This window comes from Pedobacter psychrophilus (genome assembly GCF_001652725.1).
In the GTDB taxonomy this organism is placed as follows: Bacteria; Bacteroidota; Bacteroidia; order Sphingobacteriales; family Sphingobacteriaceae; genus Pseudopedobacter; species Pseudopedobacter psychrophilus.
The window spans coordinates 126,352-150,889 of sequence record NZ_LWHJ01000031.1; the positions used below are offsets into that span (position 1 = coordinate 126,352).

The 24,538-nt window shown below is 32.3% G+C and carries 26 protein-coding genes; 14 read left to right on the forward strand and 12 right to left on the reverse strand.

The window, feature by feature from the left end; translation table 11 throughout:
- Positions 1 to 28: 28 nt before the first annotated feature.
- From A5893_RS15855 to lat, 3 genes are all read left to right on the forward strand, one after another.
- Positions 29 to 523 (forward strand): rhodanese-like domain-containing protein, encoded by a 495-nt coding sequence (locus tag A5893_RS15855; protein WP_068823727.1) that lies wholly within the window; start codon positions 29 to 31, stop codon positions 521 to 523.
- A gap of 150 nt (positions 524 to 673) precedes the next feature.
- Entirely contained in the window at positions 674 to 1,357 is a 684-nt protein-coding gene (gene mnmD, locus A5893_RS15860) for a tRNA (5-methylaminomethyl-2-thiouridine)(34)-methyltransferase MnmD (RefSeq protein WP_068823568.1), read from the forward strand.
- A gap of 117 nt (positions 1,358 to 1,474) precedes the next feature.
- Positions 1,475 to 2,806 (forward strand): L-lysine 6-transaminase, encoded by a 1,332-nt coding sequence (lat, locus tag A5893_RS15865; RefSeq protein WP_068823569.1) that lies wholly within the window; start codon positions 1,475 to 1,477, stop codon positions 2,804 to 2,806.
- A 91-nt stretch (positions 2,807 to 2,897) separates the two neighbouring features.
- Here the strand turns inward: lat and A5893_RS15870 are convergent, their stop codons facing one another.
- The 5 genes from A5893_RS15870 to A5893_RS15890 all read right to left on the reverse strand — a co-directional run bounded on the left by A5893_RS15870 (position 2,898) and on the right by A5893_RS15890 (position 8,625).
- Positions 2,898 to 3,080, reverse strand: a complete 183-nt coding sequence (locus tag A5893_RS15870; protein ID WP_068823570.1) for a hypothetical protein — start codon at positions 3,078 to 3,080, stop codon at positions 2,898 to 2,900.
- Positions 3,081 to 3,241: 161 nt separating this feature from the next.
- Positions 3,242 to 3,571 carry an immunity protein Imm33 domain-containing protein gene (locus A5893_RS15875; protein ID WP_068823571.1) on the reverse strand — a complete coding sequence of 110 codons (330 nt, stop codon included), beginning with the start codon at positions 3,569 to 3,571 and terminating at the stop codon, positions 3,242 to 3,244.
- An 82-nt stretch (positions 3,572 to 3,653) separates the two neighbouring features.
- Complete coding sequence (locus tag A5893_RS15880) at positions 3,654 to 4,622, reverse strand: PorP/SprF family type IX secretion system membrane protein (RefSeq protein ID WP_068823572.1); 969 nt, start codon at positions 4,620 to 4,622, stop codon at positions 3,654 to 3,656.
- A 2-nt stretch (positions 4,623 to 4,624) separates the two neighbouring features.
- Positions 4,625 to 8,128, reverse strand: coding sequence for a PKD domain-containing protein (locus A5893_RS15885; protein ID WP_068823573.1), 3,504 nt, complete (start codon positions 8,126 to 8,128; stop codon positions 4,625 to 4,627).
- Between the two features lie 140 nt (positions 8,129 to 8,268).
- Positions 8,269 to 8,625, reverse strand: coding sequence for a GIY-YIG nuclease family protein (locus A5893_RS15890; RefSeq protein ID WP_068823574.1), 357 nt, complete (start codon positions 8,623 to 8,625; stop codon positions 8,269 to 8,271).
- A 129-nt stretch (positions 8,626 to 8,754) separates the two neighbouring features.
- Here A5893_RS15890 and A5893_RS15895 point away from each other — a divergent pair, with 129 nt between their 5' ends.
- The 7 genes from A5893_RS15895 to A5893_RS15925 all read left to right on the forward strand — a co-directional run bounded on the left by A5893_RS15895 (position 8,755) and on the right by A5893_RS15925 (position 14,312).
- Positions 8,755 to 9,531, forward strand: a complete 777-nt coding sequence (locus tag A5893_RS15895) for an XRE family transcriptional regulator (protein ID WP_068823575.1) — start codon at positions 8,755 to 8,757, stop codon at positions 9,529 to 9,531.
- A 61-nt stretch (positions 9,532 to 9,592) separates the two neighbouring features.
- Complete coding sequence (locus A5893_RS15900; RefSeq protein ID WP_068823576.1) at positions 9,593 to 9,964, forward strand: hypothetical protein; 372 nt, start codon at positions 9,593 to 9,595, stop codon at positions 9,962 to 9,964.
- 257 nt (positions 9,965 to 10,221) lie between these two features.
- Positions 10,222 to 11,082, forward strand: a complete 861-nt coding sequence (locus A5893_RS15905; RefSeq protein ID WP_068823577.1) for a hydroxymethylglutaryl-CoA lyase — start codon at positions 10,222 to 10,224, stop codon at positions 11,080 to 11,082.
- Between the two features lie 45 nt (positions 11,083 to 11,127).
- Positions 11,128 to 11,931, forward strand: coding sequence for a class I SAM-dependent methyltransferase (locus tag A5893_RS15910; protein ID WP_068823578.1), 804 nt, complete (start codon positions 11,128 to 11,130; stop codon positions 11,929 to 11,931).
- Between the two features lie 70 nt (positions 11,932 to 12,001).
- Entirely contained in the window at positions 12,002 to 12,688 is a 687-nt protein-coding gene (locus A5893_RS15915) for a hypothetical protein (RefSeq protein ID WP_157687579.1), read from the forward strand.
- A gap of 198 nt (positions 12,689 to 12,886) precedes the next feature.
- Complete coding sequence (locus A5893_RS15920) at positions 12,887 to 13,738, forward strand: TIR domain-containing protein (protein ID WP_068823580.1); 852 nt, start codon at positions 12,887 to 12,889, stop codon at positions 13,736 to 13,738.
- A gap of 208 nt (positions 13,739 to 13,946) precedes the next feature.
- On the forward strand, positions 13,947 to 14,312 hold the full coding sequence (locus A5893_RS15925) for a DUF2200 domain-containing protein (protein ID WP_068823581.1): 366 nt from the start codon (positions 13,947 to 13,949) through the stop codon (positions 14,310 to 14,312).
- Positions 14,313 to 14,405: 93 nt separating this feature from the next.
- On the opposite strand, the gene A5893_RS15930 is transcribed toward A5893_RS15925, so the two are convergent.
- Complete coding sequence (locus A5893_RS15930; RefSeq protein ID WP_068823582.1) at positions 14,406 to 15,296, reverse strand: flavin reductase family protein; 891 nt, start codon at positions 15,294 to 15,296, stop codon at positions 14,406 to 14,408.
- Position 15,297: 1 nt separating this feature from the next.
- A complete protein-coding gene (locus A5893_RS15935; RefSeq protein ID WP_068823583.1) occupies positions 15,298 to 16,293 on the reverse strand; it encodes a fumarylacetoacetate hydrolase family protein in 996 nt (331 codons plus the stop codon).
- 132 nt (positions 16,294 to 16,425) lie between these two features.
- On the opposite strand from A5893_RS15935, the gene A5893_RS15940 reads away from it, so the two are divergent.
- Positions 16,426 to 17,025: a hypothetical protein gene (locus tag A5893_RS15940; protein WP_157687580.1), complete on the forward strand. Its 600-nt coding sequence runs from the start codon at positions 16,426 to 16,428 to the stop codon at positions 17,023 to 17,025.
- 75 nt (positions 17,026 to 17,100) lie between these two features.
- Here A5893_RS15940 and A5893_RS15945 read toward each other — a convergent pair whose 3' ends face one another.
- From A5893_RS15945 to recR, 4 genes are all read right to left on the reverse strand, one after another.
- Complete coding sequence (locus A5893_RS15945) at positions 17,101 to 17,934, reverse strand: alpha/beta hydrolase (protein WP_232456876.1); 834 nt, start codon at positions 17,932 to 17,934, stop codon at positions 17,101 to 17,103.
- Between the two features lie 188 nt (positions 17,935 to 18,122).
- Positions 18,123 to 18,938 (reverse strand): SDR family oxidoreductase, encoded by an 816-nt coding sequence (locus tag A5893_RS15950; protein WP_068823586.1) that lies wholly within the window; start codon positions 18,936 to 18,938, stop codon positions 18,123 to 18,125.
- Between the two features lies 1 nt (position 18,939).
- Complete coding sequence (locus A5893_RS15955; protein WP_157687581.1) at positions 18,940 to 19,716, reverse strand: glycosyltransferase family 2 protein; 777 nt, start codon at positions 19,714 to 19,716, stop codon at positions 18,940 to 18,942.
- Between the two features lie 2 nt (positions 19,717 to 19,718).
- Positions 19,719 to 20,336: a recombination mediator RecR gene (gene recR / locus A5893_RS15960; RefSeq protein ID WP_068823588.1), complete on the reverse strand. Its 618-nt coding sequence runs from the start codon at positions 20,334 to 20,336 to the stop codon at positions 19,719 to 19,721.
- 73 nt (positions 20,337 to 20,409) lie between these two features.
- Here recR and A5893_RS15965 point away from each other — a divergent pair, with 73 nt between their 5' ends.
- From A5893_RS15965 to A5893_RS15975, 3 genes are all read left to right on the forward strand, one after another.
- Positions 20,410 to 21,912 (forward strand): sodium:solute symporter, encoded by a 1,503-nt coding sequence (locus tag A5893_RS15965; RefSeq protein ID WP_068823589.1) that lies wholly within the window; start codon positions 20,410 to 20,412, stop codon positions 21,910 to 21,912.
- Positions 21,913 to 21,930: 18 nt separating this feature from the next.
- Positions 21,931 to 22,638: an LOG family protein gene (locus A5893_RS15970; protein ID WP_068823590.1), complete on the forward strand. Its 708-nt coding sequence runs from the start codon at positions 21,931 to 21,933 to the stop codon at positions 22,636 to 22,638.
- A gap of 376 nt (positions 22,639 to 23,014) precedes the next feature.
- Entirely contained in the window at positions 23,015 to 23,944 is a 930-nt protein-coding gene (locus tag A5893_RS15975) for a hypothetical protein (protein ID WP_068823591.1), read from the forward strand.
- On the opposite strand, the gene A5893_RS15980 is transcribed toward A5893_RS15975, so the two are convergent.
- The gene (locus tag A5893_RS15980) at positions 23,941 to 24,534 is read right to left on the reverse strand and encodes a DUF502 domain-containing protein (protein WP_068823592.1); all 594 of its coding nucleotides are present in this window, start codon (positions 24,532 to 24,534) and stop codon (positions 23,941 to 23,943) included. The genes A5893_RS15975 and A5893_RS15980 overlap by 4 nt on opposite strands.
- Positions 24,535 to 24,538 lie beyond the last annotated feature (4 nt).

Consider the following 24,538-nt stretch of genomic DNA (forward strand, 5'->3'; position numbering starts at 1 on the left):
AATTTAACCCTTAATGCGTTTAAAAAATATGTTTAAAAAAATTTGGACTTTAATTCTTTTGCTCTCTCCCTTTGCGGCTTTCTCACAAATTAAAGACCCAGAATACAAGGAAATGTTGGATGATCTTTATGATCATAGCGTTCCACTTATTTCGGTAGATTCTATAAAAGAATTGAAAAATATTTATTTTTTAGATAGCAGAGAAAAAGACGAATTTGAGGTGAGCCATATTAAAAATGCCCGTAACGTAGGATATATTTGGTTTGATATGCGTAAAGTTTATGACATTCCTAAAGATGCAACAATTGTTGTTTACTGTTCTGTGGGTTATAGAAGTGAGAAAATTGGAGAAAAACTATTGAAAGACGGCTATAAAAATGTACATAATTTTTACGGTGGAATTTTTGAATGGGTGAATGAAGGAAATCCTGTTTATAAATCTAGTGGTGTACAAACCTCAGAAATTCATACTTATAATAAAAAATGGTCTAAATGGGTAACTAGAGGCACTAAAGTTTATTAGAAGATTTTTTCTATTTCCTATCGTATTGAGGTAACGAGACATGTCGTTAGCAAATTTGGAATTCCAACTAAATCCATTTGTGAGATGATTCTTATCGTTAACATGACGAAGTCTTAATTAACAAAATTACATTTGAAATAAAATTTTAAAATGCCCGAACCAATAAATTTATCAATTGTTACTACAGCAGATGGTTCAAAAACTATATATAGTCCGCTTGTAAAAGAAAATTACCATAGCAAACATGGCGCACTGCAAGAAAGTAACCATGTTTTTTTAAACTCTGGACTTCGTTATTACCTCGCTGATAAATCTATAAATGAAGTAGCTATTTTAGAAATTGGTTTTGGTACTGGCTTAAATTATTTATTAACTCATGATTTTTGTACCGGAAAAGAAATTAAACTAGATTATGTAGGTGTTGAGGCCTATCCAGTTTCTGCCGATTTAATTGAGCAAACGGATTATAAAACCATTGTTTCCACAAACACTTGGAACATTTTCAGCGAAAATTATATTAATGCACAAAATTCATCTATTCAATTAAATAATTTTTGTAAGTTGAAGATTGACGTTGAAGATGCTTTGATTTTTAATACCACACAAAAATTTGATGTCATTTATTTTGATGCATTTGCTTCTAATAACCAGCCAGAACTATGGACTAAGGAATTCATTACTAAAATAATTTCATTTCTAAAAGCCGGGGGAATATTTGTAACCTATGCCATCACTGGCGATTTAAAACGGATCATGAAAAGTTTAGGAATGAGGGTAGAAAAAGCACCTGGTGCGGCAGGAAAAAGAGAAATGTTGAGGGCTTTAAAAATTTAAATTCAGTTGAAATAATTAAAATATAAGTTTAAACTGTTTAAACCTATATTTTCTTCAAAACCTCATTTCTTGCAAATTTAGGCGGTTTTTCGTAAATTTGAGTCAAACTCAATTCTTATGTATCAACTTTTCGTATCTCCGCAAGATGTAAAAAAAACACTTTCTAAACATTTATTAACAGATGGATATGATCTTACTTTTGATTTAGAAAAAAGCCAGGGAGTTAGGATTTTCGATTCTAAATATAACCGTACACTTTTAGATTTTTTTACCTGTTTTGCTTCTGTTCCTTTGGGTTATAATCACCCCAAAATGATGGAAGATGAAGAATTTAAAAAGAATCTCTTCTTAGCTGCAATGGCTAATCCTTCTAATTCTGATATATATACTACACAATACGCTCAATTTGTTGCTACCTTTTCTAAAGTTGGTATTCCAGATTATTTGCCTCATGCTTTTTTTGTAGCTGGCGGTGGATTGGCAATAGAAAATGCGCTTAAGGCAGCAATGGATTGGAAAGTACAGAAAAACTTTGCTAAGGGATACAAAGAAGAAAAAGGACATAAAGTATTACATTTTGAACAAGCATTTCATGGCAGAACGGGTTATACCATGAGTTTAACTAACACCGTCCCAAATAAAACAAAATGGTTTGCCCAATTTAATTGGCCTAGGGTTTCTTTTCCAAAAATTCATTTCCCAATCACTAAAGAAAATCAGGAAGACCTTCTTAGAAGAGAAGCATTGTCAATTTCTCAAATTAAAATGGCTTTCGCCAATCATAAGGATGAGATATGCGCCATTATTTTAGAACCCATACAGTCTGAAGGCGGCGACAACCACGTTAGACAAGAGTTTTTAGAGCAATTGAGAATTATTTGTGATGAAAATGATGCATTGTTAATATATGATGAAGTGCAAACCGGAGTTGGTTTAAGCGGAAAGTTTTGGTGTCATCAAAATTTTGGAGAAAAAGCCCGACCAGATATTATTGCTTTTGGGAAAAAAATGCAAGTTTGCGGCATTTTAGCCGGACCTAAATTAGATGAGATTGAGGATAACGTATTCAAAGTGTCTTCCAGATTAAATTCTACATGGGGTGGTAATTTAGTAGATATGGTTCGTTGTTCTAAAATATTAGAAATAATAGAAGAAGATAATCTTTGCGAAAACGCAGCGGTTGTTGGTGATTATTTACAAAAGAAACTATTAGCAATTTCTCAAGTAGATGAACGGGTTAGTAATGTTAGAGGTCAAGGTTTAATAACTGCTTTTGATTTTCCATCCAAAGAAATGAGAGACGATTTTGTTGCTAAAGGAATAGAACATGGGGTAATGTTTTTAGGTTGCGGAAATCATACTATTCGTTTTAGACCCGCTTTAATTATGGAAAAACAACATATTGATGAAGGTTTGGATGTAATGGAGGAAGTTTTGAAGGGGATTTAATTGTAATATAAAATCGTCTGAATCTTGATTTACAGGATTAAAGGATTTGCTTGATTTTTTAAGAGTGGGAATTTGAATTTGAAAAAAATATTTATCTGTGTTTATCTTCTAAATAATCTGTTCTAACTTTTTTGTAATCATAATCAGAAGGAAGGTTAATTTTTGAAGATAACCTTTTTACAAAAGATGAAATTTCCAATTTATTAGTTTGGATAACTATATTTTCTGTTTTAGAAATTCCTTTATTTGATTTTGAAGTTAATTTGGTTTTCATATTTCATTTCAATTTAATTTCTACGTTTTGCAAATTTGCGCAGAAATGGCATTGCTTGCAGAACCATTGTCGAACTGAACCAATTTAAGTAAATAACTGATGAATTAACGTAAACCACCGTCAGCCATTTTTGATCAAATTTGCTGTTACCAGCTGGCAATTTATGTGTTTTGGTCAGCTTTTTTAATTTCCCACTTTTCATCTTTGTTTTTTCTGGTCGCTAAATAACCCAAAGGCAAGTCGGCTAATTCTAAAATTGAATTGTCTCGCTTTATTATTTCTTGAAGTCCGACAATTTTTGCAACATCTTCAAAATGTTCAAATTCGTCATCACTAAAAAATTGCCACGCTCCATCTTCAATTTCATGGGTAACATGAGTTATGTCCTTATTGTCGAATATAACAAACTTGGTAGTAAATACAGCTGTGTTTGGTGGGTCGGTAAAAGTTTTCGTGGTATTTTTACTTTTAAAAAAGTCGGTAATTTTCATTTATTCGTTTTGTCGAGTTTTGCTTGCTGGTAACTTGTTTATATGTAGTACTAAAAAATTCCACCAAATAAATCTCCCATACTCAAAACTTAAACCCTAACACAAACTCATGTGTTCCAGAATTAATATTTTTTAAGGGAGAAATGGTTTTATCAAAGGAATATCCAGCATCCATAGTTTTACTAATGGTAAAGCCAGCTAAAATGGCATAGGCATCTTTGGTCCGGTATGATCCTCCTAACCAAAAGTTATTTCTAAAAGCAGCTTTTAGATTAAAGTCGAAGGCTTTGGGTGCAGGGTTTACATATTTTAACATTACAGAAGGTGTTATGGCTATGTCCTCCCCTAACCAAACGGTGTATCCCGCTGTTAAAAAGAAATGTGGAATTTCAGAACCTTGTCCAAAATTATCTCCAAAAGTGAGTTTTTCTTTAACCACTTGCTGTATAGATCCACCAAAATAAAATTGATTGCCATAAAGGTAAAAACCTACGTTTACATCCGGCGACCAATTAATTTCTTGTCCCTGGGCTACTACCGGATCGTTTGGATCTTCAAAATTTAATACGCTTGTATTCAATCCAATCCTACTCACACCTCCTCCTGCTCCAATAGATAGATTTGCAATATCCCCTAACATAATATGATAGGCATAAGTTAAGTTCAGTGTAGTTCTATTAATTGGACCAGATTTATCATTAAGTGCGGTAAACCCAATTCCATGATGGCTTTCAGAAGATTCATAAGAATCTTTATCAGAACGGGTATATGGCTCTAAAACACCATAATTAGCAGAACCTGCCGTTAAAATACTTCCATCTAAATTTAATGGTGTATGTACCGTAAAGTAACTAGTTTTTGGTGCATCCGCTATCCCAACCCATTGGTTTCTAAATCCAGCTTTAACAGTTACAGCCTTGAACATTCCCGTAACTGCAGGATTGATGATGTCCATATTTTGCAAATATTGGCTGTAATGCGGCCTTTGTTGGGCAAAACATATACAGGTAATTGCTGATAATAAAATAGATATATAGAATTTAAGCTTCATTATTACCTTAATAAAGTGATGGATCCCGTATATCTGTCTCTTCCATTATTTGGCTCAATAATAAAATAATAAACCCCAACTGGCATATCTACATTATTAAATTTGCCGTCCCAAGGGGTATTGTATTGTTGGGCAGTAAAAACCTGTTGTCCAAATCTATTATAGATTTTGATAGATGCGTTTACAAAAGTTTCTAAGTATTTTATCACCCAGGTATCGTTAATCCCATCGCCATTAGGAGAAAAAACATTTGGAATAAAAGGATCAATATGAACAGTTACCAAAACTTCATCTGCAATTATGCAACCTTCTTTAGAGGTTATCATTAAAGTATATTTAGTAGTTTCTTTTGGTAACGCTATAGGATTTAGAATGCTATCATTACTTAAACCAATAGCAGGTATCCATTTATATTTCAAACCATTACCAGTTGCCTTAGCTTCTATCTTCTTCTCACCAGCTAATAAAATATCTAAATCTTTCCCTGCATCTACAGTTGGTAATTCGCTAACAATTATTGTTCTGGAAATTTGTTCCTGGCAACCTTTATTAGAAGTAAAAGTAAAAGTAACTACATGACTGCCAACACCCGCCACTGCAGGATCAAAATAATTACCTACCACTCCTTTACCCACTAATTTACTTGTACCTACAATGCCAGTAGTTTCCTTAGCTGCGGTTAATAAAAATTTAGGCACATTTAAACAAACGGGTGAGACATTATCAAACACCACAACTGGACTACCATGGACAGTAATGGTTATAGGTGCGCTTTCCTGAAAACACTGATTACCAGAATAAGCCCTAAAAACTACTTGATAATTTTTATCTACCGCGGCATTTGGATATTTAAAGGTGTAAATTTTGCCTGGTGTGGGATTATTATCCGTAAAAACAACTTGAGTTCCTGTCGTAGTATATTGATAGATAATTTCCAGTTTTACGATATTACCAAAAACTATAGAAGAATTATTTTTGAAATTAACCGCAGTATTACTACACAAGTTATCCTTATCTAAAACATCAAATAATACCTTAGGATTAGAACCGCTAATGGTAATGGTTTTTGTTAAAGTAGTGATACAACCTTCTAGTGAAACAGCTTGTAATTTAACATTATAGGTGCCTGTACTTAAATAACGATGTTTAGTATTTTGCTTAATTTTTTCTATGGGGTCATTTGTTCCATCACCATAATCCCAGAGCCATGATACTGCGTTTCCTGTTTTTACTAAACCATTAAATTGGACCAAATCATCAATACAAGAACCCGGATCTAAAAAGTCTATTTCTGCCAAATCATTTATTTTAATAGATTTAGTTATAAATGATGTACAACCAGTTACAGAGGTTAATGTAAGTTTCACATTGTAGTTTCCGCTTTTAGTAAATATATGATTTGGACTTTGTAAGGTACTTGTTCCCCCATCGCCAAAATCCCACAACCAACTACCAAATCCATCTGTACTAATGCTTTGATCGGCAAATCTTATACTGTTGTTTACACATAAGGGATTTTGGGTTTCATAAGCTGGTGTAAGAGGATCAATCACAGAAATGCTTTTTTCAAATACTAAGGATGCACATCCTATTTTACTTTCTAAACTCAGTTTAACTTTATAAATTCCTGTTTTAGTAAAAATATGGCTAGGATCTTTAACATTTGAAATTGTTCCATCACCAAAATCATAAGTCCATTTGGCAACAGTTTCACCAATATTTTTCTCTACATAAGTAAATTGTAAGGGTAAATTAATACAAACTTTATCCTTAGCGCTAAATTCGGCTACTGGCAAATCTGAAACTTCCAAGCTAAAATTTATAATCTCTTCATCTGTTGTAGAACAAACATTAGAATTTACAGGTAAAGTTGATGTGATTTTAATGAGCTTATTTCCACTAGTCGAAAAACTTTTTTGGGCTGGCAACTTAAATTCATACAGCGATTTATTATTTTGAACTACAATATTATAAGTAGGATTATTTTGTATAAAAGGAGCACTAACAGCATCCAGTTCCCAAACTAATTTAGAGGGTATATAAGGAAGTAAAAGCCTAAAATCGAAGGCATCATTTACACAGGCAATTTTAATAATTTGATTGGTATTGCTTTTTAAAGCATTTACAGTTGTGGTTGAGGCTAAACTTGTACCTGCAGAGTAAGCATAAGATTCTACTTGTCCAAAACCATAGGCTGTTGCATTAAAACCGGTATCGGCGGCCAAACTAAAATTAGAACCTCCTATTGCGGTTAAATTAATTTGAGCGTAAGAATATTCTGGCGAATTAGGTACAGGGTTAAAACTTGGGCTAAAATCTAAATTGTTAATCTTAAAACTACTAACTTTTAAACTCGGGATAATTACATTTAAATACTGTTCTGAAATGGCTAGTTTATTAGAAGAATATAAAGTTATTTTATCAATACTATACTCTAAAGGATTTAGGATTACCATATCCGGATCACCAACAACTGTATTACCGCTAGTAGAATTTCTGCTATCAGAACATTGTTGTGATATGGCAAACTGTGCAACCGAAATACGTTTATTAGATTTTATTAAAGAAACCGTATTTATAGCAGGCGAAGAATAAAAATTTCCTGCATTAAGATTCACAGTAGTGCCATTGATATTTACTATTGTATTGTCCTCTGCTGCTATAACTCTAAATAAACTACCTGTATTTCTATCAAAAAAAGGAATTATGGGATAAGTAAATCCCCAGCTATCAATAGGATACAGTTGTTGAAATAAGGGATCTAAGCTTATATTACCAACTAATGCATTACAACTAGTAGTACCAATTACTAAAGCAGAGCTTCCTGAAAAAGCAGCTATTCTTTTACAATTTGATAAAACTGAATCTACTTCAATTAAACTTCCGGTAATATCTTCCGCATTTTGATATTGGTAAACATCACCAATATTATTTAAGGTGACAGAAAATTTAGCTTGCTTAACTCCAGCTATTACCGGAGTAATGTTTAAGATGGTATTCGCATCTACAGCTACAACATTTAATTGGGAAAAAGTATTAGGTTGATTGGTAGGTGCTTTTTGATCATAGGATACTGCATAATGCTTTTTGCCTAAAGCCTGATAAGGTAAAACTAATGTAGCGGCAGATCTTGCTCCAGCAAAAACGTGGGCATACACAACAATATTTGGCTGCCCAGCATTCGTGACTATTTTAATTCCTTTATTTATAGAAATTCCTGTTCCGCTGCCTATAAACGAGTTTGAACGAGGAACTAAAACCTCCGTAACTTTATTAGCGATAACAGAAAAAGGTTGAATAGATGAACCACAACTTACAACTCCGCTAGAATTACTTTTGGAAGTAATAAAAACAGACATGGTAGCTAGAGAAGCACCAGCAGGAACATGATCAGGAAAACAAACCCAAAATTCATTACCCTCATTAGAGATGTTTTGAGCTTTTAATTTGTTATTTAGGAAGATGAAACCAACAGTAATTAAAATTACTTTAAAAAAAAGTTTCATTTAGAGAGATACGTTAAGTTCATTTTAGTTTAGAAATGCAAATTAAAACAAAAATGTACTTTACAGAAATTATTGAATCTTTATTTTAAACTTAAATTACGAAATCCTAAATAAATATCTTTTATACTAACTTAATTATCCTATGAAGCAAAACTTAACAAAGGTTGAGTAAACTTTATCCTCTTACTTATACCTTCATACTTTAATGCATTTGTTAAATCCATCCAATTTGTATTCACAGATTTGATGATTTTTTCTTTTTGGGTTCTTGTAAATCTATTGATCGTTTTAAACCTCATCTCCGCCATGTTCTCAGTATTTAACTCCTCAAAGTAAACCAAGTTGGTTAGTTGCTTTCCCGCATCAAAAAACAAATTTGGCATTGATCTGTAAAAATCCATTGTTTTAACAAGGTTGCTACTTAATCCAACATGTATGTTGTTTCTGTTTCTGTCAGTGATTATAAAAACGAATCTTTTGCTTTCTAATTTTTTCATGATTGTATTTCAATTAAATAGATTTATAAACTGTTTAAAAAATTGATTTTTATAATCAAATATTTTTTACTAATTTTATTGGCATAAAAATACTAATAATTTTAGTAAAAGCAAATTTATTTTTTTGAAATGGGAAAAATATCAGATAACATTAAATATTTAAGAAAGAAGAATGGTTTAACGCAACAACAATTTGCTGATGCCATGGAAATTAAAAGATCATTGGTGGGCGCTTATGAAGAAGAGCGAGCCGAGCCTAAATATGATCTCTTAAAGAAATTTGCCGTTTATTTTGAGTTAAGTATTGATGAATTGATTAATGAAGTGATCAATGATAAATGGCAACAAAAGCCATCTAACAATAATAATAATGTAAGGGTATTAAGTATTACTGTTGATAAAGATGACAATGAAAATATCGAATTGGTGCCTGTTAAAGCTAGCGCTGGATATTTAAATGGCTATGGCGACCCTGAATTTGTTGGAGCATTACCTAAGTTTTCTATCCCGATTTTTAAAAACGGCACTTTTAGGGCTTTTGAAATCAAAGGAGATTCTATGTTGCCGCTACCATCTGGTGCAATTATAATATCTGAATATGTAGAAAACTGGAACGATTTAAAAATTGGCGAAACAGCAGTTATAGTAAGTAAAAATGATGGAGTGGTTTATAAAAGAATGGGATCTAAACTTAAAGCAGATAAGGGAATTAAATTAGTTTCTGACAATACAATTTACGAACCCTATTTTGTTGCAGCAGATGATATTGTGGAAATTTGGAAAGCGAAAGCTTTTATTTCTACAGAATTACCCCAACCAACGCCAGAGCCAACCATGGAAAGTTTAACCACCATGATGGCCCAAATGCAGAAATCTATCAGTCAATTACAAAATGATAAAAATTAAATGAGTATCGTTAAACCTTTTATATTTTTATAACTCTCAACCATTATAAATTTTAGACTAAATGAAAAAACTAATTTTAAGTATCGCATTTTTTGTAGCTATTACCGGTGCTACATTTGCCCAAAAGAAAACTGCAGAAGAAAGAGCAACTAAAGCTACAGAGATGATGGAAAAAAATCTATCTCTAACTGCAGATCAAAAAACTGCAATGTATAATGCAAATTTAGAAAAGAACAAAGCAGTAGATGCTTTAAAAGAAGCTGCTGGAGAAGGAAACAAACCAGATGCTGATCAAATGAAAGCTATTAATGCTAAATACAGCAAGGTTTTGAAAGAAACTTTAACTGAAGATCAAAAAGCTAAAATGGCAGAAATGAAAGCTAATGCTGGCGCTAATGGCCCTAAAAAACCTAAAGAAGGCGACGGTAATTAATTGATTAACCTATTTTTTAAGCCTCGCAATTTATTGCGGGGCTTTTTTGTTTTATGATGATGGTAAGGAGAAATTTTACTAATTGTCAGGTCACTCCTATTTACTTTTGTTATATTGATAAATGAAATGCCTCATTTGTAGCTATCTCTTTTAGAATGTGATGTCTCGTTCCTCGACATGACGGATTTGAAATTCAGTTAAAAACTAATTTTATAATTCAAGTTGGCTTTTGTAATTTACCCTTTAACCTTTTTTCCATGTCGCAACATATTAAATTAGTAGAATGCCCAAGAGATGCCATGCAAGGCATTGCTAATTTTATCCCAACTCATTTAAAAGCACAATACATTAATCTGCTGTTAAAAGTAGGTTTTGATACCATCGATTTTGGAAGTTTTGTATCGGCGAAAGCCATACCCCAAATGAAAGACACCGCAGAATTGGTTAAAAAATTAGACTTAAGTGATACCCAAACTAAATTATTAGCCATTGTTGCCAATTATAAAGGAGCTGTCAATGCTTCTGAATTTGAAGAAATCAACTATTTAGGTTTTCCTTTTTCTGTTTCTGAGATTTTTCAACAGAGAAATACAAATTCTAGCAGAGCTGATGCTTTAAATACCTTAAATGAAATTCAAAATCTTTGTGTTAAACACGATAAAAAACTGGTTGTCTATCTTTCTATGGGATTTGGAAATCCTTATGAAGAACCTTACGATTTATCGATTTTATCAGAATGGACTGATAAATTGGTAGCATCAGGAGTTCAAATTTTGGCTTTATCAGATACCATTGGCGTTTCAAATCCTGAAAACATTAAAGAAATCTATCCTTTTTTAATAAAAAATTATCCCAAAATAGAATGGGGAATGCATTTACACAGCACTCCAGATAAAAGTTTAGAAAAAATTGAAGCGGCTTTTAAAAGTGGCTGCACCAGATTTGATGCCACTATAAAAGGCTATGGCGGTTGCCCAATGGCAAAAGATGAACTTACCGGAAATGTTGCTACAGAAAATGTTCTGGCTTATTTAGAAGAAAAGCAATATCAGACTCATATTAACAAAGAAGCATTTTTAAAAGCGCTTAATTTTTCTGAACAAATCTTTACTTCTTAGCCTATTTTATAATTATATTTCTCCCATCATAAAGCTTTTAACAAAATGGAAAATCTTGAATACTATATCAATAATTATAAAAACACAGAAGAACATAACGACCATATTTGGGAACTTTTTAGGGATAAAGTTAATGCGACTGAATTTCTAAAAAAGCATAGAGACTATGTAGAAGAAAAGCAAGCTGGCTTTGGCGACCGCTCTTTTCATTACATGTGGTATTTGATTTTGCAACAATTAAAAGAAAAAAACAGGAAAATAGATTGTTTAGAGATAGGCGTTTTTAAAGGTCAAACTATTTCTTTGTGGGCTTTGGTAGCTAAAAAGTTAGGTTTTGATATTGATATTACCGCAATTTCTCCGCTTGAAGGGAATTACCCAAATAACAGTTTATTTAGGAATTATTACATCCGTAAAACTTTATCTTATTTAGTTCCATCTATTAGAAGGGATTTTAAAGATGGAAATATCCATATCAATGAAGATTTTGTAACACATATTGATAAAATGTTTAAAAACTCGGGTTTAGATTTAAAGGAAGTCAACTTAATTAAAGGCTATTCTAATGATGATGAGGTTGTTGCGCAAGTAAAAGATAAAACCTTCGACCTTGTTTACATTGATGGCGACCATAGCTATAAAGTTTGTAAAGAGGATATGTACAATTTTATGCCGCTTATTAAACCCGGAGGTTTTTTAATTATGGATGATGCAGCAAACCTAATCCCTGGTTCTAAATTTTTTAAAGGAATTGAAGAAGTCTCAAGAGCAACTGAAGAAATTGACCCTAAAGTTTATAAGAATGTTTTGAATGTTGGGCATAATAGGGTTTTTCAGAAGGTTGGGTGATGGGAAAGTCCACATATATAAGTTAGCTGTAATACTACCTGAATGAACGATATAAATATTTCCAAACTAATTGACAGCAGAAAATGAACGCTTGTGGAATGAAATAACCTTGCGATGCAAAGTAAAACTTGAAGTTTCAAAAAATTCGGAATATTCATGTTTTTCAAAATCAGATAATGTAACTTTTTATATCCCAACTAACAACTATTGCAAAGGTTCCTTTACGCATGAACTTTTACATTCATATATTAGATTAAAAGACGTTTTTATAGGTTCAAATTTGATTTTGCGCATAAAAGACAGTAAAATTTTAAAGAGGATATTTAGTGATAAACTTCTAGAACACATAAATAATTGCTTAGACCATATTAAGATGTTTCCAATTTATATGGAAATGGGATTTGAAGAAGAGAAATTTCTACTTGATTTTTATGAAGATAAATGCACAAGCAAAGAGATTTCTAACCTAAAAAATTTATACAAAATTGGCAGACGTTTTAATTCACAGGCTGTCGACTTTTACATTGGAAAGTTTTTTGCTATCAAAGCTGACCCAAATAAAAATTTCAATTACGAAAATTGTTTGAAAACTCTAAACCAACTTGATTCTAAACTATTTTCAATACTGACAGATTTTGTATGTGAATGGCAAGAATTCAATATTGAACTTAAAGACCCAATGTGCAGTTATCGTGATATAGTGAACAAATTTTATGAAAATTTAAAAGCTTGGATGACTAAAAAAGAATTTACATAAAAAAGTACTACAGCTAACAGCAAATTTGTTCAAAAATGGCTGACGGTGGTTTACGTTAATTCGTCAGTTATTTAGTTAATTTAATACTGTACGAAAATGGTTCTGCAAGTAATGCCATTTCTGCACAAATTTTCAAACCGTTAGGCGATATTATATTACAGAACTCTACAAGTAATCAAAAACTAAATAATAAAATAAATGAAAGTGTTTTTAAGTTGGTCCGGAGACCTAAGTCATAAAGTAGCTTTAGAATTGAGAGAATGGATACCTTTCGTAATTCAATCAGTAGAACCATATGTATCATCAGAAGATATAGACAAAGGTTCTCGATGGAGTATTGATATTGCAAAAGAATTAGAAGATTCATCATTTGGAATTTTATGTGTTACACCTCAAAATATAGATGCACCTTGGCTGAACTTTGAAGCAGGAGCTCTTTCAAAAGCATTTACTACATCAAATGTTTCTCCCTTTTTATTTGGACTTAAGCCTTCTGATCTTAAGAAAAGTCCATTATTGCAATTCCAATCAACTTTATATGATAAAAAAGATTTACTGAAACTAGTTTTAAGCATTAATAATGCCCTCGTAAAAGAAAAATTAGATGAAAGTAAGTTGAAAACGACATTTGATGTTTGGTATGAGCAATTGAAAAGTAAACTTGATCCATTATTAAAAGATGCGGATAATAAGTCAGGACTAAAAGCAGAAGACAAAACCCAAAATAACTCTAGTGACGCAGTCGAAGAAATTCTTGAACTTACAAGGGAACAATTTAAAATTCTTAGGAATCCTGAAATGATACTTCCTCCTGATTATATTACACATCTCTTGAAAGAGATAAATCAAAACAATCCTGTAGATTTTAGGGTAGTTAGAGATTTGGAGATGGGCTTGAGAAAATTGAAAATAGTTATATCATCATTACCAGAAGAAATAACTTTTGAAAACAAAGAATTGGATATGGCTTTAAATAGGCTTGACAGAGCAATTATTTTTTTAATGGAAAATCATAGAAGAAATCGTAACAGAGGTCTATTCATTGAATAACATCTCCTAGCAGCAAATTTGCACAAAAATGGCTGACGGATGTTCATCTCAAGTTTTTCGTTATTAACTTTGGTCTGTGCGGTACGACATTGGTTCTACAAGTAATGCCATTACAACACAAATTTTCAAATCGTTAAATCTTTGCCGATAGATTTGATTAAAAAAATCATAATTCTAAAATCAAAACTTTAAAAATTATAGAAAAAAAATGAAAGTAACGCCTGAACATAATGAGCGAATGGCAAAAATGATTTTTGCTTCAGTTTATCCTCATTACGTAAAAAAAGTTGAGATTAAAGGCAGAACAAAAGCAGAATTGCATCAAGCTATAGAATGGTTAACAGGGTTTGACGAAAAGAAACTGAATGAAATCATAGAAGAAAAGGCAACATTTGAAACCTTTTTTAAGAAAGCAAATTTGAACCCAAATGCTAAACTAATAACAGGAGTAATTTGTGGCTATCGGATAGAAGAAATCGAAAATCATTTAACCAGGCAAGTAAGGTATTTAGACAAGTTGGTAGACGAATTAGCAAAAGGTAAAAAAATGGAAAAGATTTTGAGAACATCATAAATCCCAAAAAAAATTTGTGACTATTCAAAACTAAGGTTCACAACCAAACAACTAAAAACTAACTAACTAACTAACTAAAAACTAACAACCTAATCAATCAACCAACAAAACTTTCCAGGCTTCCTCTACCCTATTTTCATCTAATAACTCTGCAGCTTTTAAATGGATTTGTAGCAATCTTGTATTTGCATCGCCAATGGTACTATCTAAAATATCTTTGATTTCATGGTTTTGGAGGTATTTTTCTACTTCTTCATCAGATGGCAAATGTTCTACATTACCTAATTGCCCAAGATGATTACCGGTTAAAATTTTAGAATTTTTAACATCGTATGGCAAGGCATCAATACCAATTCCTAATTTTGATAAAGGTTTTGCAACTTCAAATAAACTTTCTTTAGTAATTCGGCTATACCAATTCCCTCCTAATCTGGCAACCTGGTCAATTTTAAAAACATCAATTTTTCCGTTCTCATCTAAAATAGTTTCGTGGATATGGATTGCCAAAACCTCCGCAATAATTAAATGTCCGGCGCCACCACCGTTTCCTAAAACTATAATGTCGTTTACTTTGCATTCTAATTGTACGGGTGCTTCTTTAACTCTTGGTGGTTTTATTTTTGTGGATGCAATTTCGGTAAAACCAGCTTTTGTAAACTCATTAACTCCTTTTGCATATTCTGTACTCGCCAAAGAAGTTTGTTGCACCATATTATAGTTTACGATATTAATTACCACTTCTGCAACTTCACGCACATTCTCTAAAGTGTTTTTTGCACTTCCGTCTCTTCCTCTATTTACGGGAGAAAAAACACAGATTGGAGGATTGCTACTCATCAAATTAAAAAAACTAAACGGACTCAAATTCACGTTTCCTGCTAAATCTACAGTCGATGCAAAGCAGATTGGTCTGGGCGCAATGGCAGTACTTAATAATTGATAAGCTTCCTGATTGGTTAAATCTGATATATTTAATGATAACATCTTATTTCTTTAACGCTAATATGGAGAATTCTGTTTTATCGGCAATCATCATGTTACTTAAAATGCCCAAACCTTGCACCCTAAGTTCAATTCTATCATTTGGTTGCAGCCATTGTTCTTTATAGTTTGAATCATTTAACTTTCCAGTTCCGTTTAATTCTAAAAAACAACCAGTTCCTACCGTTCCAGAACCAATTACGTCGCCAGGCAAAATATCACAACCATAAGAAACTCTTTCTATAATTTCTGCAAATGTCCAGTCCATAGTGGCAAAATCTCCTTTAGAAACCAATTGACTATTAACCCAACACTCCATATTTAATTGATAAGAATTACCAACATGATTTGTTTTTGTTTGTGTTTTATAGGGTTCTAATTCATCTTTGGTAACTAACCATGGTCCTACAGAAGTGGCAAAATCTTTTCCTTTGGCAGGGCCGAGGTTTAATTTCATTTCTTCCATTTGTAAAGTACGGGCGCTAAAATCATTCATTATCATGTAGCCAGCAATATAATCATCTGCATCCGCAGCTTTTATATTACGCCCTTTTTTATTGATCACTATGGCAACCTCCAATTCAAAATCTAATTTTTGAAAATGATCTGGCATACAAAATATTTCTCCTGGCCCATAAATAGCATGGTGATTACTAAAATAAAATGTAGGAAACTGATCAAATTCTGAAATCATCTCCACTCCTCTGTTTTTTCTGGCCGTTGCCACGTGTTGCCTAAAAGCATAAGCATCCCTCAAAGAAGTGGGATGGGGAACCGGAGCAATTACTTCGTAGAAAATCTCTTCTTTTATGTTTTCATGATCGGCTTTTAAATCTTCAAAAGCATGTTTCGCAGCTTCCATTAAAGCTTCACCCCCATTAAGAAAATCGGCCATATTATCCGGGATAACATGGTTTAATGAGTTTAGGTTGTAGATATGTCCATTAAAGAAAACTCCAAGGTGTTCTAAATCCTCGGTTTTATAAGATACTAATTTCATTTAAAATTATTAATAAGGTTTGCTTTATAATTAAGGTATTTTTTAAAATTAAGCTTTGCTGTTCAAAAAAAGAAAAAATTTGTAACTAATTATTTGACGCCGAGTATAAGGATGAAATTAACTTATAGTATCATGAAAATTAAAGTTTTACAATTTCTGCTTATTGGTTTGGTTATATTTATTTCTTCATGCGAAAAGGATGGAACTATCAATCCGGAAGTTCTTACTAATAATAAGGTGGAGTATAATGGAGAGAATCTTTCAATAAATGCAGCTGGCTTTGTAGATTATAATTTGAGATCATTTTATGGCAATGCTCCAACACATAAAAATGTAGATTTTTACACTATCGATGGTACTTTTATAACTAGCAAAACTGGATCCTTATTAGATATTAGCGGAAAATCTGTTGTTTTTGCAGAACTTAATTCTCCTAATCTTGATATGATAGAAACAGCCACTTATAATTATATTAATGATAGTAAGGATAGTGGTTTAACTGATACTGAATTAAGTGCAAAATATTCTGGAAAATACTTTTTCACTAACGCTTATGTAATATCGAGTTCTCAAAGTTCTTCTTTGTTAACATTTAGTCAAAATATTGATGTTGTATCTGGAACCGTGAAAATAAGTGGTTCTAAACCTAACTATTTAATTACCTATGATTTAGTTTTAGAAAATGGAAAAACATTAAAAGGAAATTACGCAGGAATTTTTCAAAGTTTATAAAATATTTTTTTTTGTTTAATTGGTTTATTAAATCCGCTTCATAATAAGAGCGGATTTTTTATTACGTTGGATTTTTTAATGCTTATCTGTAAATTCTATAATTCTATCATATAGATTATTCCAACCAAAAATCATTTGCGTAATCATCGCAATATGTTTTTTCCCTTCAATAACATCTAATGAAACCTCTTTATCATCTTCTTTCATCTTCTGTTCGAAAAGTGGCGTTTGTTGTTTAATAGCTGGAAAAGTATCACCTCCAACAAACATCATGTAAGGGTTTTTTATTTGATCTATCTTTAGCATAGGAGAAGCGTCTTTCCACGCTTTTTCATCTTTACTAAAAACCTGTAAAAATCCAGGAACATATTCATCATCAGTATTAATTTGTGCTTTTAAATATTGGTAGATATCCAAGCCGAATGGGTCATTTAAAATAACACCTTTAATTGGATTTTTAATCCCCGCTTTAGCGAAATACTTTGGATCTTGGTTTACTAAAGCTGCCAAATGCCCTCCAGCTGAGTGGCCCATTAAAAATATCCTATCAGGATTACCGCCATATTTACTAATACTATCTTTTACCCATTTTATGGCTTTAGCACAATCATAACCCATTTCCTGATATTGATAATCAGGTGCTAATGGATAATTGATAGCAACAAAAACTTTTCCTTTTCTTGCAAAATTTCTTCCCAAAAACCAATATGTATCTTTTTTGCTGCTTCTCCAGGAACCGCCATGAATAAATATGATTACGTCGTGAAGTTTATCCTTATTAGCTGGGCGGTAAATATCTAACAGATTTCGTTCTCCTTTATCGGCGTAAGCTAAATCTTTAATTTTTTTAGAACTGAAACAAGAAGAAAGCATGAATGGAAGGAGTAATAAAAGAAAGATTTTTTTCACGAACGTTAATTTTGAAGATTAATTTGAATTTTAATGAATGGATTAAAATTTTAATGTTGTAGTCAATTAACGTACCATCCAATTTTTTGGTTTTTGTGGATAACAATCTATCAAACCAAAATAAGCCCAACAACCTAACCAACTAAAACCTAACAACCCAACAAACTAAAACCTAACAACCCAAAAAACTAACTAATCAAAGGGTCTTTTTCTTTTTTGAAATGATTGTAGACCAGGATATCTAATAATTTTGGAAACAGTTTCTGCATCAAAACGGTCAATTTACCTTGGGCGGTCATAATCAAATCTCTTTTTCTATGCACTACGCCATTAACAATATTTTTAGCTACTTCTTCTGCCGACATCATTTTGTCTTCTTCCATAGAAGATTCTCCTTGTGGTTTTGCTTCACTATTTAAAGCTACATTTCTAATGTTAGAAGCTGTAAAACCCGGACAAGCCACCATAATATGAATATCGTTTTTTAGGTTTTCATTGCGTAGAGATTCTAAAAAACCATTCATGGCAAATTTAGAAGCAGAGTAACCGGTTCGACCAGGTAAACCTTTATAACCAGCGATTGAAGAAACACCCACAATAGAACCAGAATTATTTAAAATTTGGTTGAAAGCATATTTGGTACAATAAACTGTGCCCCAAAAGTTGATGTCCATTATTTTTTTAAGCACATCAATATCCAAATCCTTAAATAAAGCCCGCATAGAAATACCAGCATTATTTACCAGAATATCTATCTTACCCATTGTGCTAATGGTTTGATTAATTAAATCCTTACAATCTTGTTCGTTACTTACATCGGTTTGGATAGCTAAAGTCCGCACATTATATTTTTTATGGATGGCATCTGCAATTTCACAAAGCTTTACGTATTGCCTTGCAGCCAAAACTAAATTTGCCCCTCTTTTTGCAAACTCAAAAGCACATGCCTCTCCTATCCCACTAGATGCGCCCGTAATTATGACAACTTTATCTTTTAAATCCATTTTAAAATTTTAAAAAGTGCTTCTTCACAAAAATAAACATTGCACCATAAAAGCTAGAAATATATCTAAGGCTAAATTTACGAGTACTTTGACCTTTAAAGTGAATGATATAGGTCTCTGGAAAGTAATAATTCTTATATCCTGCTAATTTCAATCTGTAAGATAAATCAACATCTTCCCCATACATAAAAAACGATTCGTCAAAATAACCCGTTTTAGTTAAGGCTTGTTTTCTTAACAACATAAATGCACCCGCTAAAATATCTATTTCTGCGGTTTCATATTCGTTAATCCAGCCCATATAATATTTATCGAACATTTTAGATTTAGGAAATAAAAGGTGCAAGCCTGAGAATTTACATAACGAAACCCAAGGCGTAGGCAAACCTCTTTTAGATTCTGATAAATATTTTCCTTGTGCATTGATCATTCTTACACCTAAGCCGCCAGCATTTGGAGTTATATCCATAAACTCTAACGCTTTCTTTAAAGTATCGGCACTGGTAATCGTATCTGGATTAATCGCTAAAATATATTCTCCGCTAGATTGCGCTATCGCTTGATTATTAGCCACAGAAAAACCCACATTTTTTTGATTGATGATGAGTTTAACTTCTGGATATTTCTCTTTAACCATCTCTACTGTAGCATCTTTAGAGTTGTTATCAACCACAAATAGCTCATAATCAATATTTACAGCAGCATCAATTAAAGAATCTAAAGCTTGCTGCAAAAGATCCCTGACATTATAGCTAACGATAATGATGGATAGCTTCAAAATTATTTAGATAATGAATTTTCGTAAGGAACACGGGTGGTGATAGATCTTCCCAAAGTCAGTTCATCCGCATATTCTATTTCTCCGCCAAAAGCGATTCCCCTTGCTAAAGTACTTACCTTTAAATTCTCTTTATGTAATTTTTTGTTGAGGTAAAAAATCGTCGTATCGCCTTCCATAGTAGCACTTAAAGCAAAAATTATTTCAGAAATAGCTGGATTTTGAGTTCTGGAAACCAAATGTTCTATCGTTAAATCTCCAGGACCAACACCATCCATTGGTGAAATTAAACCATTTAAAACATGGTATAAACCGTTATACTGATTGGTATTTTCTATGGCCATTACATCACGGCTATCTTCTACCACGCAAATTAATTGATGGTCTCTCTTGGCTGAGGCGCAAATATCACAAATATCCAAATCGGAAATGTGATTACAATTTTTACAAAATTTGATGTTATTTTTAAGATGGATTAGTGTATTTCCAAAACGCTCAACAGAAGCATGATCTTGATTGAGTAGGTGCAAAACCAACCGTAAAGCTGTCTTTTGACCTATCCCAGGCAAACTCCCAAATTCATTAACGGCATTCTCTAAAAGTTTAGAGGAAAAATTCATTTTGCTAAATTAAAAATTTAATGCTAATTAGCGACTTGTTAAAAAACATAAACCACATTAAAAACCCATAAAAATGTCGCCAAATATTCTCCTAGCTTTTATCATTGGCTACTTTGTGGTTTTGATTTCTGTTTCTTTTTTTACGTCAAAAAAATCATTAGATAATTCTACCTTTTTTATAGCCAATAGAAATTCTAAATGGTATTTAGTGGCTTTTGGGATGATTGGAACTGCTTTAAGCGGAGTAACTTTTATTTCTGTTCCAGGGCAAGTTGGTTCTTTAGCAGGACATCAGTTCGAGTATTTTCAATTTGTTTTGGGTAATGCCTTGGGATTTATTGTGGTTGCTACGGTTTTGTTGCCACTTTATTATAGGCTGAATTTAACCTCTATTTATGGTTACATCGAAAAAAGATTGGGAACTGTGAGCTATAAAACAGCAGCAGGTATATTTTTATTGAGCAGAACTATTGGTTCGGCATTTAGGCTATATTTAGTTGTTATCGTTTTACAAAGATTCATTTTTGATAGCTATGGTATTCCATTTTTTGCAACCGTTTTAATATCGCTTTCGCTAATTTGGCTTTACACATTTAGAGGCGGCTTAAAAACAATAATCATTACAGATACTTTACAAACCGTTTTTTTGGTCTTATCCGTTCTATTAACCATTTATTTTATTTGCGATAGCCTAAATTTAGGAATTGTTGAAGCTTTTGAAACCGTAAAAAATAGCGGCTATTCTAAAATATTTTTTGTTGATGATTTTTTAAGCAATCGTTTTCACATTGGCAAGCAGTTGATAGGCGGAATGTTTGTAACCATTGCTATGATAGGTTTAGACCAGGATTTGATGCAAAAGAACCTGAGTTGCAAAAACATCGGCGAGGCACAAAAGAACATGTTCACTTTTACAGGGATATTCGTTATCATCAATCTATTTTTTCTAAGTGTTGGTGCTTTGCTTTATGTTTACGCCAGTAAAAACGGGATTGCCATACCAGTTGATGCTACAGGAACACCAAGAACAGATTTCCTTTTCCCAGAAATTGCATTGAACCATTTATCTGTTATCCCTGCAATTGTATTTATGTTGGGTTTAACAGCTGCTACATTTGCAACAACAGATTCTGCATTAACTGCTTTAACCACTTCATTTTGTGTAGACTTTTTAGGCTTCAACAAAAAAGAAGACATCAACTCTAAGAAAAGCATCAACCTAAGACATTTAGTACATGTTGCATTTTCGTTATTAATGTTTTTAACGGTTATTCTTTTTAATGAAGTAAATAACAAGGCAGTGGTTGGCGCCATATTTACGGTTGCATCCTATACTTATGGTCCATTATTAGGACTTTATACTTTTGGATTGTTATTAAAAAAACGAGGAGTACATGATAAGCTGGTTCCGTTTATTTGTATTTTATCGCCAGCTATCTGTTATTTTTTGAACCAAAATTCAGTTAAATTAATGGGTGGTTATGTTTTTGATAATGAATTGATTTTAATTAACGGATTGATAACATTTACAGGATTGTTAATAATATCAAACAAACAAGCTAAAATTGCGTATTAGAAATACATTTATAAAGATATGACAGGTGAAGAGAAAATAAGAAGTGCGTTTGAAAACAGAACGTGGCAAGAGATTAAAGTAACAGATTCATGGCAGATTTTTAAGATCATGGCAGAATTTGTTGATGGTTTTGAAAAATTGGCTAAGATTGGTCCTTGTGTTTCCATTTTTGGTTCTGCAAGAACAAAGCATGATAATAAGTATTATGAAATGGCCGTAGAAATTGGTCGTTTGCTAACCGAAAGAGGTTACGGAGTAATTACTGGCGGTGGACCCGGAATTATGGAAGCTGGTAACAAAGGAGCTTATGAAGCAGGTGGGAAATCTGTTGGTTTAAACATTGAATTACCATTTGAGCAATTCCACAATCGTTACATTGATAGAGATAAAGTTTTAGAATTTGATTATTTCTTTATCCGTAAGGTGATGTTTATGAAATATTCTCAAGGTTATATTGGTTTGCCTGGAGGTTTTGGCACCATGGATGAACTTTTTGAGGCTTTAACATTAATACAAACTGGCAAAATAGCTCGTTTTCCAATTGTTTTAGTTGGGATAAGCTATTGGAGCGGATTAATAGACTGGATTAAAAATAGCATGTTAGAGACAGAACATAACATTAATCCAGAAGATTTGAATTTGTTTAGGTTGGTGGATACTGCAGAAGAAGCCGCAGAACATATTTTTAGATTCTACGATAAATATGTGTTAAAACCTAATTTTTAGAGATTATAAAAGCCGGTGCCGGCTTTTTTGGTTTCTAATTATTATTTTATTTAGGCATTTTAATAGGCTTTACTATTTTTTAAAAAAAACAGAAACTTATTTTTTAATGCAAATCGGCTGACATTCAGCCCAATGTAATAGCTTCTATATTCACTACTTATTTTATAACATAGCTTTTCATTTTCTGAAACATTTATATCTTAAACATTCATTTTTAACTTTATCTAAATAGTAATTTTGACTCGATCTCTATGACTTTTGTTTTCTAAAGTAGTTTACCATCAATATCTTGGTTTCCATATTCAATCGCTATAAAACATTCCATTAAAATAAAAACACAAATCTACCTCAGTATCATTATCGTTAATCAAGAAAAATGAATAAAAAGAATTTCCTTACCATTTTCCATATTTTCAATTGCTTTATAATACTCGCACAAAGCAAGGATTCCATAAATCTGGAATTTATAGAACGCTACAAAGAAAACAGAGAATTATCATACACCTCACCTTTAAGCGAAATTGGCGCTCCTTCTAAATACATTTTATCCGGAAAATTAACCACCACTTACATGCTATTGGCATCAAAAAAATTGCCTGTTTCTTTTGCAGTAATTCCTGATTTTACGGTTAGGGTAAGAAATGAAAATTCGGCAGGGGTAAGAACACCGAGTTTTAGATTAGGTGGGGCATTTTATATCCGTTTAAACGAAAATCCAAATCACTATAAATATGCTGAATTAGGTTTTACTCATCATTCAAACGGACAAGATGCAGAAGCTACCAATACGGATGGAACTATAAATACCTATAACGGGAATTTTAGTACCAATTATTTAACCACATCATACCGATTCGGAAATTTCACTTCACATGTTGAAGGACAAAATTATGATTCTTATAACCACAGAGTTGGTTTAGAATGGCATAAATGGTTTGCCTACGAAAAAGCTTTAGCAAATAATTATGGTTTTACCAGATTGCTATATAATTTCTCACTAAGAAAATATGCATTTTACAATTCGAAAAACAGTAAATCTCAATTAGAAAAAGAATATTTAAGGCTAAATGCCGATTTATCTTATGCTGTAAATGCATTGAGTAACAGTCCGATAACGGGTGTAAAAAAGAGATTAAATGCGGAATTCACTGCTAATTACAGTTTGCCCTTTATGCAAAATGTTTTTTTAATGGCTACTGCTGGATATTATGGGGAGGATCCTTACAATATCTATTTTTCAGATCATTATGCTTTTTTACGTTTCGGAATTGCTACTGGGTTTATAAAGTATAAGGTAAAACCCTAATGAATCCCGCTTACTCCACCAGAAACTATAAATTTCATAGCTTGCGCTGATGATATTTTAAGCGGTGTAATTTTATCAGCTTTTACAATCATCACTTGCCCAGCAAAAGAATATGACCATGGAAAATAAACAGCAACATCGCCTGGTAAACCAAACGAAGTCATATCTTTTTGTGTCAAAAAACCAATCTTCTTAAAACCCTGATTGTCTTCTACCAAAACAGGCTCACTTAATTTCTTTTCATCACCTACAAAAGCTTCGGTTAAATCCTTTACAGAAGAATAGATGAATTTAAAAAGTGGTAATTTGTTTATCCATCTGCTAATCCAGTTATAAATTGGTTCGGTAATTAAATAGGTAACAACAATACCAGTTAATAAAATAATTAAAATAACCGATAAAATACCTAATCCAGGAATATACAATGGCAAACCAGTATAAGGATTAACAAAAAATTTATCGCTTAGATTTAGAGCTGCATCTAAAGAAGAAAATGCCCAAAATATTAGGAAGAAGGCAGCACCCAAAGGCAAAACTACCAGTAATCCTTTTACAAAATAATTTAACAGCGCACTAAAAAGCTTTCTCATTTTA

Bases quoted from the DNA above. Each gene is read 5' to 3' on its own strand.
- A5893_RS15875 (WP_068823571.1), bottom strand. From the start codon at position 3,571: ATGAAAATTACCGACTTTTTTAAAAGTAAAAATACCACGAAAACTTTT.
- A5893_RS15870 (WP_068823570.1), bottom strand. From the start codon at position 3,080: ATGAAAACCAAATTAACTTCAAAATCAAATAAAGGAATTTCTAAAACA.
- A5893_RS15975 (WP_068823591.1), top strand. From the start codon at position 23,015: ATGAATAAAAAGAATTTCCTTACCATTTTCCATATTTTCAATTGCTTT.
- A5893_RS15965 (WP_068823589.1), top strand. From the start codon at position 20,410: ATGTCGCCAAATATTCTCCTAGCTTTTATCATTGGCTACTTTGTGGTT.
- A5893_RS15910 (WP_068823578.1), top strand. From the start codon at position 11,128: ATGGAAAATCTTGAATACTATATCAATAATTATAAAAACACAGAAGAA.
- mnmD (WP_068823568.1), top strand. From the start codon at position 674: ATGCCCGAACCAATAAATTTATCAATTGTTACTACAGCAGATGGTTCA.
- A5893_RS15940 (WP_157687580.1), top strand. From the start codon at position 16,426: ATGAAAATTAAAGTTTTACAATTTCTGCTTATTGGTTTGGTTATATTT.
- A5893_RS15890 (WP_068823574.1), bottom strand. From the start codon at position 8,625: ATGAAAAAATTAGAAAGCAAAAGATTCGTTTTTATAATCACTGACAGA.
- A5893_RS15895 (WP_068823575.1), top strand. From the start codon at position 8,755: ATGGGAAAAATATCAGATAACATTAAATATTTAAGAAAGAAGAATGGT.
- A5893_RS15880 (WP_068823572.1), bottom strand. From the start codon at position 4,622: ATGAAGCTTAAATTCTATATATCTATTTTATTATCAGCAATTACCTGT.
- A5893_RS15930 (WP_068823582.1), bottom strand. From the start codon at position 15,296: ATGTTATCATTAAATATATCAGATTTAACCAATCAGGAAGCTTATCAA.
- A5893_RS15855 (WP_068823727.1), top strand. From the start codon at position 29: ATGTTTAAAAAAATTTGGACTTTAATTCTTTTGCTCTCTCCCTTTGCG.
- A5893_RS15905 (WP_068823577.1), top strand. From the start codon at position 10,222: ATGTCGCAACATATTAAATTAGTAGAATGCCCAAGAGATGCCATGCAA.
- lat (WP_068823569.1), top strand. From the start codon at position 1,475: ATGTATCAACTTTTCGTATCTCCGCAAGATGTAAAAAAAACACTTTCT.
- A5893_RS15935 (WP_068823583.1), bottom strand. From the start codon at position 16,293: ATGAAATTAGTATCTTATAAAACCGAGGATTTAGAACACCTTGGAGTT.
- A5893_RS15950 (WP_068823586.1), bottom strand. From the start codon at position 18,938: ATGGATTTAAAAGATAAAGTTGTCATAATTACGGGCGCATCTAGTGGG.
- A5893_RS15920 (WP_068823580.1), top strand. From the start codon at position 12,887: ATGAAAGTGTTTTTAAGTTGGTCCGGAGACCTAAGTCATAAAGTAGCT.
- A5893_RS15925 (WP_068823581.1), top strand. From the start codon at position 13,947: ATGAAAGTAACGCCTGAACATAATGAGCGAATGGCAAAAATGATTTTT.
- recR (WP_068823588.1), bottom strand. From the start codon at position 20,336: ATGAATTTTTCCTCTAAACTTTTAGAGAATGCCGTTAATGAATTTGGG.
- A5893_RS15900 (WP_068823576.1), top strand. From the start codon at position 9,593: ATGAAAAAACTAATTTTAAGTATCGCATTTTTTGTAGCTATTACCGGT.
- A5893_RS15980 (WP_068823592.1), bottom strand. From the start codon at position 24,534: ATGAGAAAGCTTTTTAGTGCGCTGTTAAATTATTTTGTAAAAGGATTA.
- A5893_RS15970 (WP_068823590.1), top strand. From the start codon at position 21,931: ATGACAGGTGAAGAGAAAATAAGAAGTGCGTTTGAAAACAGAACGTGG.
- A5893_RS15885 (WP_068823573.1), bottom strand. From the start codon at position 8,128: ATGAAACTTTTTTTTAAAGTAATTTTAATTACTGTTGGTTTCATCTTC.